Here is a 15,668-nt window from a genome sequence, read left to right on the forward strand (position 1 = left end):
TTATCTAGGGGAGGAGCCCGGCATGAGCCGCTGGCCCTGGTCGGCCCGGCACCAGGCAGGAGACGACGTGCGCACGCGCGTCGCGCCGTGGGCGGTGTTCTCCCCGTTCGTGGTCGTCGGCGTCGTCGCCCTCTGGCAGGTCGCCTACTCCGGCGGGCCCACCCTGGACGTGCTGGTCGCCGCCCTGGTCGGCGGGGTCTTCTCCGCCGCGCTCCTGCTGCTGCTGGCCCTGCAGTCGGCCGACCGGCTCGACATGGAGGGACGCCACCGCCAGGACGCCCTCGACGCCGCCCTGCGCCAGGCCCTGCACGACCCCCTCACCGACCTCGGCAACCGGCAGCTGTTCACCGACCGCCTCCAGCACGCCCTGGCCCGCCGCAGCTCCAAGGCGTGCGCGGTGCTGTACCTCGACCTCGACGGGTTCAAGACCGTCAACGACACCCACGGCCACGCCGTCGGCGACGTCGTCCTCGTCGAGGTGTCCCACCGCCTGCGCGCCGCGGTCCGCCCCGAGGACACCGTCGCCCGCTTCGGCGGGGACGAGTTCGCGGTGCTGTGCGAGGACCTGACCGACGAGCTGAACGCCTCCCGCATCGCCGAGCGCGTCGTGAACTCCATCGCCGACCGGCCCATCGAGTTCGGCGAGGGCAAGAAGCTGAACATCACCCCCAGCGTCGGGATCGCCCTGGCCCACGACGAGGCCGACGCCTCCAAGCTGCTGCGCCGCGCCGACGCCGCGCTCTACCGCGCCAAGGAGAGCGGCAAGGCCCGCTCGGAACTGTTCGACGAGCGCATGCAGGCCCAGGCCGTCGACCGGCTGCAGACCGAGGACGACCTCGCCCTCGCGCTCGCCGAGGGGCAGCTGCGGCTGCACTACCAGCCGATCATCGACCTGCGCGACGGCCACGTGCAGGGCGTGGAGGCCCTGCTGCGCTGGCAGCACCCGCGCCGGGGCCTGCTGCAGCCCGCCGACTTCGTGCCCCTGGCCGAGCGCAGCGGCCTCATCGTCGACATCGGCAAGTGGGTCATCGACCAGGCCTGGCGGACGCTGGAGCACTGGTACGCCACCATCGAGGACTGCCACCTGACCATCGCGGTGAACGTCTCGCGCCGGCAGCTGGCCAACGCCGAGCTCCTGGATGCCGTCGCGGCCACCCAGCCCACCGGCCCGGCCGGGAACGCGCTGCTCGTGGAGGTCAGCGAGGAACTGCTCGTCGCCGACGCCAACGCCGGGTTCTCCACGCTGCACGCCCTGCGGATGATGGGCGTGCGGGTCGCCGTCGACGACTTCGGCGCCGGGGTGTCCTCGCTGGCGCACCTGCAGACCATGCCGATCGACCACGTCAAGGTGGACCGGCACTTCATCGCCGGCCTGGGCCGGCACCGCCAGGACGAGGCCGTCGTGGCCGGGATCATCGGCATGGCCAAGAACATGGGCGTCGGCGTCGTGGCCGAGGGCGTGGAGTCCTCCGACCAGCTCGCTGCGCTCAAGCGCCTGGGGTGCGACTCCGCGCAGGGTTTCCTGCTGGGCCGCCCCAGCCCCGACGTGCGCGACGTCATCGACCTGCCCGCCCTGGAGAGCCCGGTCCTGGAGCAGCGGCCCCGGCCCGTCGTCGTGCGCTGAGCGAGGGGTCGCGGCGGCTCAGGGGTGACGACCCGAGCCCTGGATGATATCGTCGCCTTGATATCAAAGCGGCGGGGGGGCGTGGTCACCGTGGAACAGATCGTGGTCCGCAACCTGCCCACGGGGACCAAGGGGGCGCTCAAGGCGCAGGCCCAGCGGCACGGCCGGTCCCTGGAGGCGGAGGTCCGCGAGATCCTGGCCCGGAGCATCGCGCACGAACCGGCCACCCTCGTGGACGTGCTCAGCGTGGACGAGGGTGCCGACGTCGAGTTCGAGGCGGAACGGCTGCGCCTCGTCCCGCGGACGCCCGAGCTGTGAAGTACGTGCTGGACACGAACGTCGTCTCCGCCCTGCGCGTCCGCGGGCGCAACCCCGCGGTCGAGGACTGGTCCCGTTCGGTCGCCCTGGGCGATCAGCACGTCGCCGCCACCACCGTCGCCGAGATCGAGCGGGGTGTCGTGGCGAAGGAACGGTCCCACGCGGCGCAGGGGGAGGTCCTGCGCCGCTGGTTCGCGCGGCACGTCCTGCCCGCGTTCGACGGCCGGGTCCTCCCGTTCGACCTGCCGGCCGCCCGGGTCCTGGCCGGGTACCGCGTCCCCGAGCACGCGCCCCTCGACGACGCCCTGATCGCCGCGGTGGCGCAGGCCCACGGCATGACGGTGGTGACCCGGAACACGAAGCACTTCGAGCCGCTCGGGGTCGCCTGCCTCGACCCGTGGGGGCCCGGCCCGGTCGGGTAACGTCCGCGGGTGCCCCGGATCGACCTCGACGACCTCACCGACCCGCAGCACGCGGGTCACCTGCGCGACTACACCCACTTGCGGGACGTGCAGCTGCGGACCCGCCGCGAACCGGCCGAGGGGCTTTTCCTCGCCGAGAGCGCCGAGGTCATCCGCCGCGCGCTGGAGCAGGGCTACGCCCCGCGCTCCTTCCTCGTCTCGGCGCACCGCTACGGCGAGCTCGCCGACGTCCTGCCCGCCGACGTCCCCGCGTTCGTCGCGCCGCCGCAGGTCGTCGAGGCCCTCACCGGCGTCGACCTGCACCGCGGGGCGCTGGGCTCCTTCGCCCGGCCCGCGCCCCGCACCGTCGAGGACCTGCTGGCGGCGCTGCCCGCCGGCCCGGCCCGCCTGGTGGTGCTCGAGGACATCGCCGACGCCACCAACGTCGGCGCGATCGTGCGGTCGGTCGCCGCGTTCGGCGTCGACGGGTTCGTCGTCAGCCCCCGCTGCGCCGACCCGCTGTACCGGCGCAGCGTGCGGGTCTCCATGGGCACCGTCCTGCACCTGCCGTGGGCGCGGGCCACGTCCTGGCCCGCCGACCTGGACCTGCTGCGCGCCGCGGGGTTCACCGTCGCGGCGCTGGCCCTGTCGGACGACTCCGTGGCCCTGGGGGACTTCCCGGTGCCCGACCGGCTGGCGTTCCTGCTGGGCACCGAGGGCGACGGTCTGAGCCGCACGGCGCTGTCCGCCGCCGACGTCGTCGTGCGCATCCCGATGGACCCCCGCGTCGACAGCCTCAACGTCGCCGCCGCCGGTGCCGTGGCGCTGTGGGAGACCCGGCGGGCGTAACGTGGCCGCCGTGCACGTCGCGGTCCTCGGTTCCGGAGCGTGGGGAACAGCCGTCGCCGGCGTCCTCGCCGTCAACGCCTCCAGCGTCGGGTTGTGGTGCCGGCGCGACGAGCTCGCCCGGGAGATCCGCGCGACGGGCCTGAACTCCGCCTACCTGCCCGGAGTGCGGCTGCCCGCGCACGTCGCGGCCGGCTCGGACGTGCGCGCCGTCGTGGACGGCGCCTCGCTCGTCGTGCTCGCGGTCCCGTTGCAGCAGTTGCGGTCCCGGCTCGTGGAGTGGGGTCCCCTGCTGCCCCCGGTGCCCGTCGTGAACCTCGCCAAGGGCGTCGAGGCCGCCACCGGGGAGTTCGGGACCGAGATCGCCGGTGACGTCCTGCCCCACGAGCACGTGCTGGCGCTGTCCGGCCCGAACCTGGCCGCCGAGATCGCCCGCGGGCAACCCGCCGCGACCGTCGTCGCCGGCACCGACCCCACCGTCGCCCAGCGCGTCTGCGACGCGTTCTCCACCCCGGCCTTCCACGCCCACGCCGTCACCGACGTCATCGGCGTCGACGTCGCCGGTGCGTTCAAGAACGTCGTCGCGCTCGCCGTCGGGATGGTCGAGGGCGCCGGGCTCGGCGCGAACGCCCGCGCCGCCGTCCTCACCCTCGGCCTGAGCGAGATGGCCGCGCTCGGCGCCCGGCTCGGGGCGCGGACGCAGACGTTCCTCGGGCTGGCCGGCGCCGGGGACCTGGTCGCGACCAGCACCTCCACGCTCTCGCGCAACCACCGCGTCGGGGTGGCGCTGGGGGAGCGGCTGCCGCTGGAGGCCGCCGTGGCCCGCGCCGGCGGCACCGCCGAAGGCGTCGCCACCGCCCCGGCGCTGCTGCGCCGCGACCCCGACCTGCCGTTCGTGCGCGACGTCGTGGCCGTCCTGCAGGGCCGCACCTCACCGGTCGATGCGGTGTCCCGGCTGCTGTCGGCGGCCTGAGACCAGGCGCCGCAACGCGACCCGCGCCACCGGCAGGTACGGCACCAGCAGCGGCGGGACCTCGAAGGTCGTGAGCGAACCACCCGGCACGGCGCGGACCGCGTGCCGCAGCTCCACCCCCGCCACCCGCCACGTCCACGTCATCGCGTCCTCGTCCACGGCGGTGACGGTGAACGGCAACCGCACCGGACCGCAACGGACGTGGCCCCGCACGCCCACGGCCAGGCGCTCGCGGTCGGCGTCGACCCCGGTCAGGTGCGGGGCCCACGACGGCCAGCGGCCGATGACGGCGTAGTCGGCCCACACCTGCGCGGCCGGCCGCGGGCCCCGGACGATCACGGCGCCGGGACGGCCAGGTCGAGGACCTCCGCGCCCGGCAGGGCCGCCACGTCGGCGCCGCGCACCACGAGCTTGGAGCGCCGGAACCCCGACCCGGCGAGGACCCAGTCCGCCTGCGCGACCCGGGTGTCGACCAGCAGCCGCCACGGCGCGGGCAGCCCCACGGGGGTGATGGCGCCGAACTCCATGCCCGACTCGGCCACCGCCCGCTCCACCGGCAGGAACGAGGCCTTGCGCACCCCCAGCGCCCGGCGCACCGCGCCGTTGACGTCGGCGCGGGAGTCGGCGAGCACCACGCACGCCGCGACGCGCTCCTGCCCGTCGCGCCGGCCGGCGACCAGGACGCAGTTCGCCGAGGCGTGCAGCGGGGCGCCGGTGGCCTCGACGAGCGCCTGGGTGTCGGCCAGGTCCGGGTCGATCGCGGCGACCCACGCGCCGTCGGGCAGCGCCGCGCGGACGCGGGCGGGCAGCAGGTCCGGGTGCTCGGCCGCGGGGTGCAGCTCCAGGTTCCCCGCCGCGACCTGCGGGTTCACCGCGAGTAGACGGGGCTCAGCGTGGCCCGGGCCAGGACGTGCCCCAGCGAGGTGAACGCCGCGACCGTGGGGGTGGCGTCCGCGGGCAGGCCCAGGCTCTCGACGTCGAGGGCGTGGACGGCGAAGACGTACCGGTGCGGGTGGTCCCCGGGCGGCGGGGCGGCACCGGTGAAGTCGGCGGTGCCCAGGTCGTTGCGCAGCACCGTCGCGCCCTGCGGGGCCGGCTGCGAACCGGCACCGGTCGGCAGGCTCGTCACCGACACCGGGACGTCCACGACCGTCCAGTGCCAGAACCCGGCCGGGGTCGGGGCGTCGGGGTCGAAGCAGTTGACCAGGAAGCTCTTGGTGCCCTCGGGGAACCCGTCCCAGGACAGCTGGGGGGAGACGTTCCCGCTCGCGTGCTGCTCGGCCATCGGCTCGCCCGACGTCACGTCGGTGGAGTGCAGGGCGAAGGACGGGACGGTGGGCAGCAGGGAGTAGGGCTCGGGGGCCGGGGGACGTTCGAGGTTCATGGGACGAACCTAACGAACGGGGACCGGGCCGGCCCGGTGGGCCGACCCGGTATCACGGACCGAGGACCGGATCAGTCCTTGTGCGGGGTCAAGGGCGCGTCCAGCGGGTGGTCGTCTCCGTACAACACGGCCTGCGCGGCGCGGTGCGCTTTCGGGTTGACCACGATGGGAGCCAGCAGGTTCATGGTCGCCTTCTCCATGCCCTGCGCCATGTTCACGACAGCGAGGACAGCGCCCTCGTTCTCGTTCGACAGCTGGATCGCCTCGGCGGTCCCTCCGTCGATGACGGGGGTGTAGTCGGGGTAGAACGGCATCGGATCAGCCAGCACGAGACGCAGGTCAGGATCCGAGGTGGACCTCATCGTGAAGAAGATGCCGTCATCGTCGAGAGCGTCGAGTTCGAAGCTCTTGTGCTCCGTCAGGCCTGCTAGGGGCGTGACGAACTCGATCTTGGGGGTGGTGTCGGAAGCGATGCTCACGGTGTTCGATCCCTTCATCTGCAGGTCGCCGGGGTCTTCGTTCCCCGGGTCCGTCCTGGTGCTCGACCACTACAGACAGTAGCGAACAATCAGCCATCCGTCGCGTCACTTCGTCATCTCGCACCACGCGCGAACGCCCCGCCGGTCACCGGCGGGGCGTTCGCGGAGAAGCGGTCAGGCGGTGAGCAGCGGCGCCCGCAGCGGCAGGTCCGAACCGACGAGGACTGCCTGCGCGGCCTGCAGCGTCCGGTGGTTGATCACGATAGGCGCCAGCAGGTTGACGGTGGCGTTCGTCGGGTCGTCACCGATGTTGACCACGTTCAGGACGGCGGCCTCAGTGGCGTCCCGCAGGTCGAGCGCCAGGACCGTGTCGTCGTCGATCTCGGGGGAGTACCCCGGGAAGAACCTCAGAGGGGCCACGACGACCAGACGCACCCCGGACCCCGCGACATCCCGGAGCGACCACAGCGTCCCGTCCTCGTCCAGGGGCACGAGGTGGAACGACGTCTGCCCGGCGAGGCCCATGAGGGGCGTCACGAACTCGATCACGGGAGCAGTCACGGCGTCGGACATGAGGGTCACTCCAGGAACTCCGGGTGGGATGGGTTGAACGGTTGGGGCGGGCCGGGCGTCAGCGCAGGAAGTCCAGGAGGGAGGACTGCACCGTCTTCGCCGTCACCTGCAGCGCCGCCTGGTAGGCGACGCTCTGCTGGGTGTACTCCAGGTACGCCTTCATGGGGTCGACGCCCTGCACGTCGTCCAGCTGACCCTGCAGGTACTGCAGCTGGTTGGTGTTGACGTCCTCGGCGTGGTCCAGCTGGTTGGTCTTCGCCCCGATGAGAGCCATCGCGTTGCTCGTCACGTTGATCCGCGCGTCGATCTTCGAGAGCGAGGCCGTCGCCGCGGTGGCGTCGCCCGCCTTCAGGCTGGTGACGATGTCGTCCAGCTCCCGGAAGACGTTGGCCGTCCCGTCTCCGTACACGTCCTTGCCGGAGACGTTGACGGTCATCGTGACGCCCGGGGAGATGAGGCGCTCCACCGACTGGCCGTCGTCACCCGACGTGTAGGGCGCGGAGGTCGCGTAGGCGACTGTCGTCGCCGAGGTGCCCGCGAACACCGCGCGTCCCTGGTACTGGGTGTTGGCGTCGCCGAGGATCGTGCCCTTGGCCTCGTCGATCTGAGCGGCGATCGCCTTCAGGCCGTTGGCGTCGAGGGACCCGTTGCCGGCCTGCACGACCAGACCCCGGATGAACTTCAGCGCATCGCTGGTGCTCTGCAGCGCAGGCTCCTGGGTGGTCATCCACCCGCGGGCCTCCTGCAAGTTGCGGGAGTTCTCCGTGTTGACCGCGATCTGGTCGTTCAGGCGCAAGGCCGCGGCGGCACGGACGGAGTCGTCCGACCCCTTCGACAGCGAGGTGCCGCTGGTGATCTGCTCCTGCAGCTTGGCGCTGCGGGCCTGGTTGTTCTGCAGGTTGGTCAGCGCTGTCGCCGCGATGCTGCGCTGGGTGATGCGTCCGAGCATGAGGGTGTCTCCCGTCGATCAGTGCTGTCAGCGGACCATGTTGAGGAGCGTGTCGAGCGCCTCGTCCATGGTCGTGAGGACCCTGGCGGCAGCCGAGTACGCGTGCTGGTAGGCGACCAGGTTGGTCATCTCTTCATCCAGGTTGACGCCCGAGACGCCGTCGGCGACGGCCGCGGACTTCAACGAGACCTGCGAGGCCAGTTCCGCACGGTTCGACACCGACTGGGTCGAGGCGGCGAGCTTGGTGACGTTGGTCTGCCACGTCGACTTGACGTCACCGAACGCCGACGAGACCGCCTTGGCGTAGGCGCGGTCCGCCGAACCGGTGCCGGTGCCCGTGCCCGTGCTGTCCCGGAAGTCAGCGGTCGTCTCCGTCACCGTCAGCTGAGACGCCTTGACGGGAGCACCCACGGTCCACCCGCTGGCGACGCTGCCGAAGAGCTCCTTGCCGTAGGCCGTGTTGACGCTCGAGGCGAGCTTCGTGGCGAAGTCGTCAAGACCCTTCTGCTGCTCCACCAGGGTTTTGTTGGCCCCGTCCAGAGTGGCCTTCAACGACCCCGTCACCGGGCCCGCGTCCTGGCCTCCGATGGAGGCGACGAGCTGGTTGCCGATCTTCTCCGAACCCGCCGGCACCACCGTGTTGCTGGTGACGCTCTGAACCGTCGTCAGCTTCAGGTCGTAGGAGAAGTCGCCGGTCACGATGGCCGCGTTGCCGACCAGGACATCGACCGTGCCGTTGTCGCGGTTGACCACCCGAGCGCCGGTGATGTCGGACAGCTGGCTGAGCAGCTGGTCGCGCTGGTCCATCAGCTCGTTGGCTGAGCCCCCGCCGGCCAGGGTCGCGCGGATCGAGGTGTTCAGTCCGGCGACGTTCTTCGCGATCGTGTTGGCCTGCGTCGTCAGGGTCTGCGCTTGCGCGCCGAGCTGCTGGTACTGCGACTCCAGCTGGGTGTTCATCCCGACGAGCTGCGTCGCGACCGTCTGGCTGCGGGTGAGCACGAGCGACTGCGCGCCTTCCAGGCCGGTGCTGCCGGACTTCGAGGCCAGGTCGTTCCACGCCGAGGAGAGGTCTGCCAAGTTCTGGCTCAGCCCGGTGGCGCCGGTGTCGCCGATGGCGTTCTCGACGGCGGACCACACGGTGCTGGCGGTCGCCTGCTCCTTGGCCGCGGCCGAGTCCTGGCGGGCCGTCGCCGTGGCCAGCGCGTCGGTGACCCGCGTCAGGCCGGTGACGGTGACGCCATCGCCGGGCACGTACTTCTGCGTGAAGCGGCCGGTCTGGTCCAGGGCGCTCGCGGACTGGTCCACGCGCTGGCGGGAGTAGCCGTCGGTGTTGACGTTCGCGATGTTCTGGCCGGTGGTCTCCATGCCCAGCTGGGCAGCCGAGAGGGCGCGGCGAGCGGTGTTGATGCCGGAGAAGGTGCTCATCGTCCAGGGTCCTTTCAGAGGGCTTCGTCGACGAAGTGGGCGCGGGATCCACCGGCCGACGCGGCCGTGTTCTTCCCCCGGGCGGTGTAGGTGTCGAGGGGCTTGTCCAAGCCCAGGAGCGTCTCGCGCAGCGCGCGGGAGCCGGCGTTGAGGAGGTCTCGATTGGCGTCGGCCAGGTCCTGGATCTCCGCGGTCAGGGTGAGGAAGGCGTCGCGGTGACCACGGAAGATCTCACCCCACGGCTCGGGAGCGGCGCCAGCGACGGCGTTCAGGCTGGGGCCCGGTTCCAGGTCCAGCTCGGCCGCCACGGCGTCCACCTCGGTGGCGCGCAGGAGCTCGGTGGTCCGGATCTGCTCCATGACGAACTCGACCTCGCGGGTCGCGTGCGCCAGCCAGCGGGTGCGGCCGCTGGCCAGCACGAGCTGCTCCTCCTCGAGCTTGAACAGGAGCAGCTCCAGCAGCTCCCGCTCCTTCCAGAGGATGCCGGAGACCTCGGCGAGTCCCATGCGTGTCCTTCCCCGTCGACCGTCGGCTCGATGTGCTCGTCCCGTCCATCGGCGGCGGCTACCACGAGCTGAGGCCCCGCGGGCCCGAACCCGGCGACGCTCCGGTCAGCTCCCCGCCTTCTTGATGAACTGCGCGTTCTTCGTCGGCTTGCGCAGGTAGTACGGGCGGCCGTCGTCGCGGGCCTGGCGCAGCTCCTGGTGCAGGACGCGGGCCTCGGCCTCCAGCGCCTGCTCGACCGCGCGCTGGTCCACCCCGCGGGACCGTTCGGTGGCGATGTGGTCGTTGCGCCCGATCTCGTGCTCGACGTCGAGGAAGTTCTTCGCGCACAGCGCGTACAGCGCGCTGATGCGCTCACCGTTCTGCTCGGCGTAGTAGTCCAGGAAGGTCGGCGTCAGCCGGCCCTTCTTGTAGGCGAACTCCAGGTCGCGCACGACCTGCCACAGCGGTTTCACTGCTACCTCCTGCCTCACGAACCCCACGTGCCGCGGCAGCCGCCCGGCACGCACCAGTCAACTGTCGGCCGGGGGAAGCCCCGGGCTGAACCGCGTTGCTCCGTGCGAGCGGGGTGTCACCCGGACCGGGGCCGCCGGGACGCTGCGTCAGCCGGACGGCCCCCGTTCGGAGCAGCGCACGAGCGTGAGGAGTCACCCGTTCGGCGCTCAAGTCACGAGGGGGAGCGTGCCGAGAAGGGGTGTGTGACCGCAGACGCCGCCATCGCCACCCGGGAGCTCCCCATGGTCGAGCTCAGCGCAGCCGAGCGCAGTGCGCTCGTCGAGAAGCACCTGCCGCTCGTCGGCTACATCACCAGCGAGTTCATCGGCCGACTGCCGTCCCACGTGAGCCGCGACGACCTCACCTCCGCCGGGCTGATGGCACTGTTCCAGGCGTCCAAGGCGTACGACCCGAACACCGGCGTCCCCTTCAACCGCTACGCCAACACCCGCATCCGCGGCGCGATCATCGACGACCTGCGCGGCCAGGACTGGGCCTCGCGCGGCGTCCGCAGCCGCCAGCGCAAGCTGTCCCAGAGCGAGGACCAGCTCACCGCCCAGCTCGGCCGCACCCCCACCAGCGCCGAGCTCGCCGCCTGCCTGGGGGTCTCCGAGAAGGAGCTCGCCGAGACCCGCGACGAGGCCCAGCGCTCCATGGTCCTGTCCATGCAGGGCTTCACCGCCGAGGGCGCCTCCCTCGACGACCACCTGCCCACCCACACCCCCGGCCCCGAGCAGGAGCTCCTGCACCGCGAGCGCCTGGGCTACCTGCGCTCGGCCATCGCCTGCCTGCCCGAGCGGCTGCGCGTCGTCGTCGAGGGCTACTTCATGCACGAGCGCCCCATGGCCGAGCTCGCCGAGGAGCTCGGCGTCTCCGAGTCCCGGATCTCCCAGATGCGCGCCGAGGCCCTCGTGCTCCTGCGCGACGGCATGAACACCCACCTGTCGCCGGAGATGGTCGCCCGCACCGCCGGCACCGGCGCCGCGGTCAAGCGCAAGGAGGCGTACTACGCCGCGGTCGGGACGCAGAGCGACTTCCGGGCGCGGCTGGCGCTGAGCAGCTTCGGGTCGTACGCGGCACCGGCGGCGCGCACGGCGTGAGGCCCCCGTTCGGGGAGCCCATCAGCTGAAGGGGAGGTCGTTCGTGTCGAACCGCGGCACCTCCAGGGCTGCATCGACGTCCGGGCGTGCACCGCGGACTTCGGTCGTCATCGCCAGGGTGCAACCGAGTTCCGCCGCCGTGCGCACGGTCGACTCGTCCCGGTCCCCGTACGGGTAGCACAAGGACCACCCTGACGAGATGTCCACCCCGATGTGCTGCAGCAGCGCCACCGATCGCTCGAGTTCCTGTCGCTGCTCCTGCCCAGTCAGCGACCCGAACCAGTGGTGCTGGTCACCGTGCGCGCCGACGTGCAGCCCGGCGCCGCGCATCATCCGCAGCTGGTCGCTGCTGAGGTACAGCTCCTCGGCGAAGACCTCCTCGTCGACACCGACCCAGCTCGTGAACAGCTCGCCCAGCAGGACCGAGCGCGTTGGCCGGGGCAGGGCGACCTGGAGCATCCGCTTGACGTAGACGACCTCGGCCGGATCGAACCGTGAAGGCGTCGCCAACGAGGCGCGCATCTCCTCGAGGTCCACCGCCGGCGCGTGTCGGCGGACGAGATCGTCGAGCTCGCGCGCCAGGGAGGGGGCGTCGTGGCAGCTGGCGAGCACGAAGTGCAGGCGGTGCACGTCGAGCAGGCGACGGTCGAGCACGGGGGCCGCCGGCGGGTAGAAGGCTCCTGGCAGGCCGAGGTCCACCAGCAGGGGCGCGACGTGCGTGAAGTGGTCCACGAACCCGTCGTCGAAGGTCAGGACCGCGGTGGGGTGGTCGAAGGGTCGCCGGTCCTCGAAGGCCGCGGTCAGTTCCTCGACACCGATGACCCGGTAGGTGCGGCGCAGGTGTTCCAGCTGACCGCGGAACTCGTCCACCGTGCGGCCCTTGATCCCGGGGTACCGCGTCCGCTGCAGCGGACGGACGTAGTGGTACATCACGACGGTGACGTCGTGGGACGTGGACTGCTGCACGTCGCTGCTCCTCAGAGGTTGGGGCGGTCCTGGTCGGTGTCCCCCCGCAGCAAACGCAACGGGATGCTGTGGTCGGCCCCGTCCGGTGCCGCGTAGCGCCGGTGGGCGAAGTCAAGGTCGACGTTCCGCGCCTCGAACGGCTCGAAGTACCCGGGGACCACCAGCCCCGGCACGGCCCGTCGATCGGTGAACCCTGCCGCGGCCAGGTGGTCGTGGGCCAGCCCGTGGTGCTGGACGTCGAGGTACTCGGCGCCGGAGTCCTCCAGCAGGTCCAGCAGGGCGCGGCCGCTGACGGACAGGCCGTCCGTGGGCCCGACGACGTCGACGACCCGGAGGGCGGCGGCGGTGCCGACGGAGACGCGGCGCAGGACCAGGAGCGTGGGGGTCCGTCCCGGTGTCCCGACCGCGACGACCTCGTAGTCGTACTCGGGGTGCCGCAGGTAGCGCTCGGTCAGGTACCGGACCGACTTCACCGGCTCGGTGCACCGGGTCACGGCCTCGAGCCCGGCCGGCAGCGCGTCGGCCCTGCCCCAGCGCCCCAGCAGCCGCCCTCCGTCGTCGGTGGCACGGGCCGGTCGCAGGCCGGCCAGTCCCGGGGCGATCACCCGGTCCCGCGCCGCGGGGTTGGGCAGGACGTGGTGGTCCATCACGCCGACGGTCCAGCGCAGCGCCCGGTACAGGGGGATCACCGTCTCGCTGAGGCCGACGGCGAAGACCAGTCGCGGTCGCAGGACCCGGCGGAGGTGGTTCAGCAGTTGCAGTCCCAGGCCGGGACCGCCGCGCTCCTCGACGACCTTCCAGACGGCGAGGGCGACGGCCGGTCCGGAGCCGGCCAGGGCCGGGTCGAAGTGGTCCACCGGGAGGTAGCCCAGCAGGCCGACGACCTCCTCACCGTCCTGCGCCAGCACGACGTTCAGGTGCTCGCCCTCGAGGTGCTGCCAGGCGAAGAGCGCCGGCCTGCGGGCGAAGACGTGGTCCCGGCGCCAGTGCCGGTCCAGGAAGGTCAGCACCTGCTCGGTGTCGGACCGCTCGGCGCGCCTGATCACGGGCGTCCCGCCGCTCGCGAGGGTCACGTGATCGCCTCCTGGCCTCCGCTGTTGGGTCCGGCTGAACGGTGGGTGCCGAACGACTACTCTCGGTGCTCCAAGTAGTACCACCTGTTCATGAAGGAGGTTCGCGGTGCGCGAGACAGTGCTCGAGGTCCTGCGGAGCACCCGGGCGGAGTTCGCCGACGGCCCTGACCTGCCCGAGCTCACCGACGACACCGTCCTGCTCGAGAGCGGCCTCGACAGCCTCGGTTTCGCCGTCGTCGTCACCGAGCTCGAGGACCGCCTCGGCTTCGACCCCTTCAGCGAGGCCGACACCCCCTACTACCCGCAGACGGTGCGGGAGTTCGTCGACTTCTACGAGAAGGCCGCAGCCGCCCGATGAGCGTTGCCACCGACAGCGTGTTCGCCGGGCTCGGCCAGCGCGGGACCGGCGACGTGCTGGTGGTGGCCGAGGGCGAACCCGACCTCACGGTCGGCGAGCTGCTCGCGGCGTGCGACCACCCCGTGCTCGCCCTCGACGACGGCTGGCACGGGGCGGACGCCGCCCTGACGACCGCTTCGACCCGCCGCGCCCTGCTGGCCATGGCCGGTCTCGAGGGGCGCGCCGGACGCGTGCTGCTGGCGGGGGCGTCGGGGTCCCCGGCGCTGCTGCCCGGAGCCCGCGCGGTGCCCGACGACGCGGTCGGCGCGCCCGCGGCCGCCCCGCGTGCGACCGGGGCGGTCCGGACCCGCTGGGTCTTCGCCACCTCGGGCACCTCGGGGTCGCCCAAGCTCGTGACGCACACCTCCGCCTCCCTCACCCGGGCGACCGCCCGGCTGCCGGGCGCGCGCTGGGGACTCCTCTACGACTGGCACCGGTTCGCCGGCACGCAGGTCGTCCTGGCCGCGGTCGCCGGTGGGGGGACGGTGCTCGTCCCCGCGCACGCGAGGCTGGAGGACCGCGTCGGCTTCCTGACCCGGAACCGCTGCGACCACCTCTCGGCGACCCCGTCCCTGTGGCGGCGGCTCCTCATGGTCCCCGGTGCCGCCGAGCTGCCACTGCGGCAGGCCACCCTCGGCGGGGAGATCGCCGACGACCGCACGCTCGCCGCCGTCGCCGCGCGCTTCCCCGGCGCGCGCGTGTCGCACGTGTACGCCTCCACCGAGGCGGGCGCGGCGTTCGCGGTGCACGACGGCCGGGCCGGGTTCCCCGAGGGCTTCCTCACCGACCCTCCCCGGGGGATCGCCCTGGAGGTGCGCGGGAGCCGGTTGCACGTCGCGAACGCCCTGGTGGAACCGGCGTACGCCGGTTCGGGCGTCCGGTTCGTCGACGACAGGGGTTTCGTGGACACCGGTGACGACGTGGAGCTGCGGGGCGGGCGCTTCCACTTCCTGGGACGTTCCAGCGGTGCCCTCAACGTGGGAGGGACCACGTTCCACCCCGAACGCGTCGAGGAGTTCCTGGACTCGCTGCCGGAGGTGGCCCACGCGCGCGTCCGCGGTCGCGCCAGCTCCGTCCTCGGCCAGATCGTGGTGGCGGAGGTCGTCCCGGCTCCCGGCGCCGACCGGTCTTCGCTCGCCGCCGAGGTCCGGCGGCGGTGCCGGGCGTCCCTGCCGGCTGCGATGGTGCCCGGCAAGGTCCTCCTGGTCGACGAGTTGCCGCTCGACGCGTCTGGCAAGGTGGCTCGACGTGACTGACGTCGTGGTGGTGACGGGGGCGTCCCGGGGCATCGGCCTGAGCGTGGCCCGAACGCTCGGAGCGGCCGGGTACGCCGTGGTGTCGCTGAGCAGGTCCGCCCCCCCGGACCAGGAGGGGGCGGCCCAGATCGCCCACGTACCTGTGGACCTGTCGCGCACCGACGACCTGCCGGACCTGTGCCGTCGGGTGCGGGAGGAGTTCGGCGACCCCTACGCGCTGGTCAACAACTCCGGTTGGGGAGCCGAAGGGCTCCTAGCCACGCAGCACGTGCGAGACATCGAGAAGGTCATCGCACTGAACCTGACCGCGCCCATGGTCCTCACCAAGCACTTTGGCCGGGCCATGCTCCGCCGACGACGCGGTCGCATCGTCACCATCGGGTCGATCGTGGGGCGGACCGGCTACTCGGGGTTGAGCGCCTACTCCGCGACCAAGGCCGGGGTCGAGGGCTTCTCGCGCGCCGCCTCGCGCGAGTTCGGCCGTGCCGGAGTGACCGTCAACGTGGTCGCCCCGGGCTTCGTCCGCACGGGGATGACCGAAGCGCTGGGCGAGCAGCACCTCGCGACGATCTCGCGCCGCAGCCCGCTGGGGCTGGCCGAGCCGGAGGACGTCGCCGGTGCGGTGGCCTACCTGCTGAGCGACGCCGCTCGCCGGGTGACGGGGACGGTCCTCACCGTGGACGGTGGCGCCACTGCTTGACGAGCCCTGTCGGCGGTCCACCGGTCCAGGTGCCGGGCAGCGTCGGGGCGTTCGCGGGGTCGATCGACGGCGTCCCGCTCCCGGGTGCGAGCCGTTCCAGGGGTTCACCCCGCGGCGGCCGCTGACCACCAGGATCGTCGCCGGACCGTCGCGGCGAGGACGTGTCCCCCGGATGCACCACCGGGAACACGCTCCGTGCCGGGAC

At 72.5% G+C, this 15,668-nt stretch carries 20 protein-coding genes; 9 read left to right on the top strand and 11 right to left on the bottom strand.

The window, feature by feature from the left end; all coding sequences use genetic code 11:
• Positions 1-22 precede the first annotated feature (22 nt).
• The 5 genes from ACRYRX_RS20390 to ACRYRX_RS20410 all read left to right on the top strand — a co-directional run bounded on the left by ACRYRX_RS20390 (position 23) and on the right by ACRYRX_RS20410 (position 4,162).
• A complete protein-coding gene (locus ACRYRX_RS20390; RefSeq protein ID WP_432514931.1) occupies positions 23-1,624 on the top strand; it encodes a putative bifunctional diguanylate cyclase/phosphodiesterase in 1,602 nt (533 codons plus the stop codon).
• A 90-nt stretch (positions 1,625-1,714) separates the two neighbouring features.
• On the top strand, positions 1,715-1,942 hold the full coding sequence (locus ACRYRX_RS20395; protein WP_432514932.1) for a FitA-like ribbon-helix-helix domain-containing protein: 228 nt from the start codon (positions 1,715-1,717) through the stop codon (positions 1,940-1,942).
• Complete coding sequence (locus ACRYRX_RS20400) at positions 1,939-2,364, top strand: type II toxin-antitoxin system VapC family toxin (RefSeq protein ID WP_432514933.1); 426 nt, start codon at positions 1,939-1,941, stop codon at positions 2,362-2,364. The genes ACRYRX_RS20395 and ACRYRX_RS20400 overlap by 4 nt, the downstream gene beginning before the upstream one ends.
• A gap of 9 nt (positions 2,365-2,373) precedes the next feature.
• Positions 2,374-3,192, top strand: a complete 819-nt coding sequence (locus ACRYRX_RS20405) for a TrmH family RNA methyltransferase (RefSeq protein ID WP_432514934.1) — start codon at positions 2,374-2,376, stop codon at positions 3,190-3,192.
• A gap of 10 nt (positions 3,193-3,202) precedes the next feature.
• Positions 3,203-4,162, top strand: coding sequence for an NAD(P)H-dependent glycerol-3-phosphate dehydrogenase (locus ACRYRX_RS20410; protein ID WP_432514935.1), 960 nt, complete (start codon positions 3,203-3,205; stop codon positions 4,160-4,162).
• Here ACRYRX_RS20410 and ACRYRX_RS20415 read toward each other — a convergent pair.
• The 9 genes from ACRYRX_RS20415 to ACRYRX_RS20455 all read right to left on the bottom strand — a co-directional run bounded on the left by ACRYRX_RS20415 (position 4,121) and on the right by ACRYRX_RS20455 (position 9,931).
• Positions 4,121-4,501 (bottom strand): SRPBCC family protein, encoded by a 381-nt coding sequence (locus tag ACRYRX_RS20415; RefSeq protein ID WP_432514936.1) that lies wholly within the window; start codon positions 4,499-4,501, stop codon positions 4,121-4,123. The two genes, ACRYRX_RS20410 and ACRYRX_RS20415, sit on opposite strands and share 42 nt — an antisense overlap.
• Positions 4,498-5,034 (bottom strand): YbaK/EbsC family protein, encoded by a 537-nt coding sequence (locus ACRYRX_RS20420; RefSeq protein ID WP_432514937.1) that lies wholly within the window; start codon positions 5,032-5,034, stop codon positions 4,498-4,500. The genes ACRYRX_RS20415 and ACRYRX_RS20420 overlap by 4 nt, the downstream gene beginning before the upstream one ends.
• Positions 5,031-5,546 carry a YbhB/YbcL family Raf kinase inhibitor-like protein gene (locus tag ACRYRX_RS20425; RefSeq protein WP_432514938.1) on the bottom strand — a complete coding sequence of 172 codons (516 nt, stop codon included), beginning with the start codon at positions 5,544-5,546 and terminating at the stop codon, positions 5,031-5,033. Before ACRYRX_RS20425 ends, ACRYRX_RS20420 begins: the two co-directional genes overlap by 4 nt.
• Before the next feature lie 71 nt (positions 5,547-5,617).
• On the bottom strand, positions 5,618-6,025 hold the full coding sequence (locus tag ACRYRX_RS20430; RefSeq protein ID WP_432514939.1) for a flagellar assembly protein FliW: 408 nt from the start codon (positions 6,023-6,025) through the stop codon (positions 5,618-5,620).
• A 174-nt stretch (positions 6,026-6,199) separates the two neighbouring features.
• Positions 6,200-6,586 (bottom strand): flagellar assembly protein FliW, encoded by a 387-nt coding sequence (locus ACRYRX_RS20435; protein ID WP_432514940.1) that lies wholly within the window; start codon positions 6,584-6,586, stop codon positions 6,200-6,202.
• Between the two features lie 70 nt (positions 6,587-6,656).
• The gene (gene flgL / locus ACRYRX_RS20440; protein ID WP_432514941.1) at positions 6,657-7,547 is read right to left on the bottom strand and encodes a flagellar hook-associated protein FlgL; all 891 of its coding nucleotides are present in this window, start codon (positions 7,545-7,547) and stop codon (positions 6,657-6,659) included.
• A gap of 27 nt (positions 7,548-7,574) precedes the next feature.
• Positions 7,575-8,972, bottom strand: coding sequence for a flagellar hook-associated protein FlgK (gene flgK / locus ACRYRX_RS20445; RefSeq protein ID WP_432514942.1), 1,398 nt, complete (start codon positions 8,970-8,972; stop codon positions 7,575-7,577).
• Between the two features lie 14 nt (positions 8,973-8,986).
• Positions 8,987-9,478, bottom strand: a complete 492-nt coding sequence (gene flgN / locus ACRYRX_RS20450; RefSeq protein WP_432514943.1) for a flagellar export chaperone FlgN — start codon at positions 9,476-9,478, stop codon at positions 8,987-8,989.
• 105 nt (positions 9,479-9,583) lie between these two features.
• On the bottom strand, positions 9,584-9,931 hold the full coding sequence (locus ACRYRX_RS20455; RefSeq protein ID WP_432514944.1) for a hypothetical protein: 348 nt from the start codon (positions 9,929-9,931) through the stop codon (positions 9,584-9,586).
• A 243-nt stretch (positions 9,932-10,174) separates the two neighbouring features.
• Here ACRYRX_RS20455 and ACRYRX_RS20460 point away from each other — a divergent pair, with 243 nt between their 5' ends.
• Positions 10,175-11,071 carry a sigma-70 family RNA polymerase sigma factor gene (locus ACRYRX_RS20460; protein ID WP_432514945.1) on the top strand — a complete coding sequence of 299 codons (897 nt, stop codon included), beginning with the start codon at positions 10,175-10,177 and terminating at the stop codon, positions 11,069-11,071.
• Positions 11,072-11,092: 21 nt separating this feature from the next.
• Here ACRYRX_RS20460 and ACRYRX_RS20465 read toward each other — a convergent pair whose 3' ends face one another.
• Both ACRYRX_RS20465 and ACRYRX_RS20470 read right to left on the bottom strand, forming a co-directional pair.
• Entirely contained in the window at positions 11,093-12,037 is a 945-nt protein-coding gene (locus tag ACRYRX_RS20465) for a polysaccharide deacetylase family protein (protein WP_432514946.1), read from the bottom strand.
• 11 nt (positions 12,038-12,048) lie between these two features.
• Positions 12,049-13,110, bottom strand: coding sequence for a hypothetical protein (locus tag ACRYRX_RS20470; RefSeq protein ID WP_432514947.1), 1,062 nt, complete (start codon positions 13,108-13,110; stop codon positions 12,049-12,051).
• Positions 13,111-13,216: 106 nt separating this feature from the next.
• On the opposite strand from ACRYRX_RS20470, the gene ACRYRX_RS20475 reads away from it, so the two are divergent.
• From ACRYRX_RS20475 to ACRYRX_RS20485, 3 genes are read left to right on the top strand one after another with little or no spacing between them, the layout of a single operon-like run.
• Positions 13,217-13,468, top strand: coding sequence for an acyl carrier protein (locus tag ACRYRX_RS20475; protein WP_432514948.1), 252 nt, complete (start codon positions 13,217-13,219; stop codon positions 13,466-13,468).
• Entirely contained in the window at positions 13,465-14,763 is a 1,299-nt protein-coding gene (locus ACRYRX_RS20480; protein ID WP_432514949.1) for an AMP-binding protein, read from the top strand. The genes ACRYRX_RS20475 and ACRYRX_RS20480 overlap by 4 nt, the downstream gene beginning before the upstream one ends.
• Positions 14,756-15,463, top strand: a complete 708-nt coding sequence (locus ACRYRX_RS20485) for an SDR family NAD(P)-dependent oxidoreductase (RefSeq protein WP_432514950.1) — start codon at positions 14,756-14,758, stop codon at positions 15,461-15,463. Before ACRYRX_RS20480 ends, ACRYRX_RS20485 begins: the two co-directional genes overlap by 8 nt.
• Positions 15,464-15,668: the final 205 nt, after the last annotated feature.

This window comes from Kineococcus lubricus, assembly GCF_050871965.1.
Lineage (GTDB): Bacteria > Actinomycetota > Actinomycetes > Actinomycetales > Kineococcaceae > Kineococcus.

Bases quoted from the DNA above. Each gene is read 5' to 3' on its own strand.
- flgN (WP_432514943.1), bottom strand. From the start codon at position 9,478: ATGGGACTCGCCGAGGTCTCCGGCATCCTCTGGAAGGAGCGGGAGCTG.
- ACRYRX_RS20480 (WP_432514949.1), top strand. From the start codon at position 13,465: ATGAGCGTTGCCACCGACAGCGTGTTCGCCGGGCTCGGCCAGCGCGGG.
- ACRYRX_RS20425 (WP_432514938.1), bottom strand. From the start codon at position 5,546: ATGAACCTCGAACGTCCCCCGGCCCCCGAGCCCTACTCCCTGCTGCCC.
- flgL (WP_432514941.1), bottom strand. From the start codon at position 7,547: ATGCTCGGACGCATCACCCAGCGCAGCATCGCGGCGACAGCGCTGACC.
- flgK (WP_432514942.1), bottom strand. From the start codon at position 8,972: ATGAGCACCTTCTCCGGCATCAACACCGCTCGCCGCGCCCTCTCGGCT.
- ACRYRX_RS20390 (WP_432514931.1), top strand. From the start codon at position 23: ATGAGCCGCTGGCCCTGGTCGGCCCGGCACCAGGCAGGAGACGACGTG.